The organism is Brachybacterium sp. FME24 (assembly GCF_014897705.1).
GTDB lineage: Bacteria > Actinomycetota > Actinomycetes > Actinomycetales > Dermabacteraceae > Brachybacterium.
This window is the reverse complement of record NZ_JABUXV010000050.1, coordinates 1-1,298: the sequence shown is the minus strand read 5'-3', so window position 1 is coordinate 1,298 and position 1,298 is coordinate 1. Positions and strand designations below refer to the sequence as shown.

Genomic DNA, 1,298 nt, shown 5'->3' with positions numbered 1-1,298 from the left:
TGAAGCGCCCTGGGTTTCGTTCCGAGTCTCAGCAAGGAGAATCGGAACATGCCCAAGAAGTTCAGTCCAGAGCTCCGAGATCGTGCGGTCCGCATGGTCTACGACCGCCACGCCCGCGAAGGTGGCCCCCGCGCAGCTTCGATCCGCGCCGTCGCACCGCAGCTCGGCGTCGGTGAGGAGACCCTGCGGATCTGGTGCAATCGCTATGGCCCCACCGAACCAGCCAGCCCGGGAGAGCCGCTCGAGGAGGAGAACCGGCGTCTTCGGCGGGAACTCGCCGAGGCACGACGCGCGAACGAGATCCTGAAAGCTGCCTCAGCGTTTTTCGCAGCGGAACTCGACCGCCCCACGACGAAATGATCGCGTTCATCGACATGCATCGCGAGAAGTTCGGGGTCGAGGCCATCTGCCGCACCCTCAATGCGACAGAATGTGGGTTCATCACCTCCCGCGGATACCGCGCCTCCAAAAGCAGGCCGACATCTTCTCGAAGCATGCGGGACGAGATGCTCGTAGAGGAAGTGAAGCGGATCCATCAGGAGAATTACAGCGTCTACGGGGTCCGGAAGATGTGGCACGCAATGCGCCAAGTGGGATGGGATATCGGTCGCGACCAAGTAGCAAGGCTGATGAAGATCGCCAGCCTCCAAGGCGTCCGGCGAGGTCGCAAGCCCGTCACCACCCGCCCCGGAGCCGGAGCTGACCAGCGTCCCGACCTGGTCGAGCGGAGGTTCGTCGCGGACCGTCCGCAGCAGCTATGGGTCGCCGACATTACCTATGTTCGGATGCTCACCGGATTCTGCTACGTCGCGTTCATCACTGATGTCTTCAGTCGCAGAATTGTCGGCTGGGCGGTCGCGCCCACACTCCACACACAGTCGCTTCCATTGCTCGCACTGGAGCACGCACTGATTTCCACTGGTGCAAGCAGGAATGAGAGCGGATTAATCCATCACTCCGACAGGGGTAGTCAGTACGTCTCACTGGCCTATTCGGACGCGCTCATCACGGCGGGGGTGAAAGCGTCAGTTGGCACCGTCGGAGATAGCTACGATAACGCGCTGGCCGAGACCGTGAACGGCCTCTACAAGGCGGAGTTGATCTACTCGAAGCGGATCTGGGACTCCGTCAGCGAGGTCGAACTGGCGACGCTGAACTGGGTCCACTGGTGGAACACGTCCCGGCTCCACGAGGCACTCGGCTACCGCACCCCAGCAGCGGTCGAATCGGCCTACACTCGCCTCACGACGACCGCGCCCGCGACCGTCTAACCACGGAACGAAACCCAGGGCGCTTCA

The 1,298-nt window shown here is 62.4% G+C and carries 1 protein-coding gene and 1 other annotated feature; the gene reads left to right on the top strand.

Annotated features, from left to right (window positions below; all coding sequences use genetic code 11):
- Nucleotides 1–48 precede the first annotated feature (48 nt).
- Nucleotides 49–1,271 (top strand): IS3 family transposase gene (locus INT51_RS21930; protein ID WP_193107506.1). Its coding sequence is split into 2 segments (ribosomal slippage): nt 49–328 and nt 328–1,271, totalling 1,224 coding nucleotides; the frame shifts between segments, so codons are not numbered across the junction.
- Nucleotides 318–451: a sequence feature (AL1L pseudoknot), on the top strand. Its footprint overlaps the gene before it by 134 nt.
- Nucleotides 1,272–1,298: the final 27 nt, after the last annotated feature.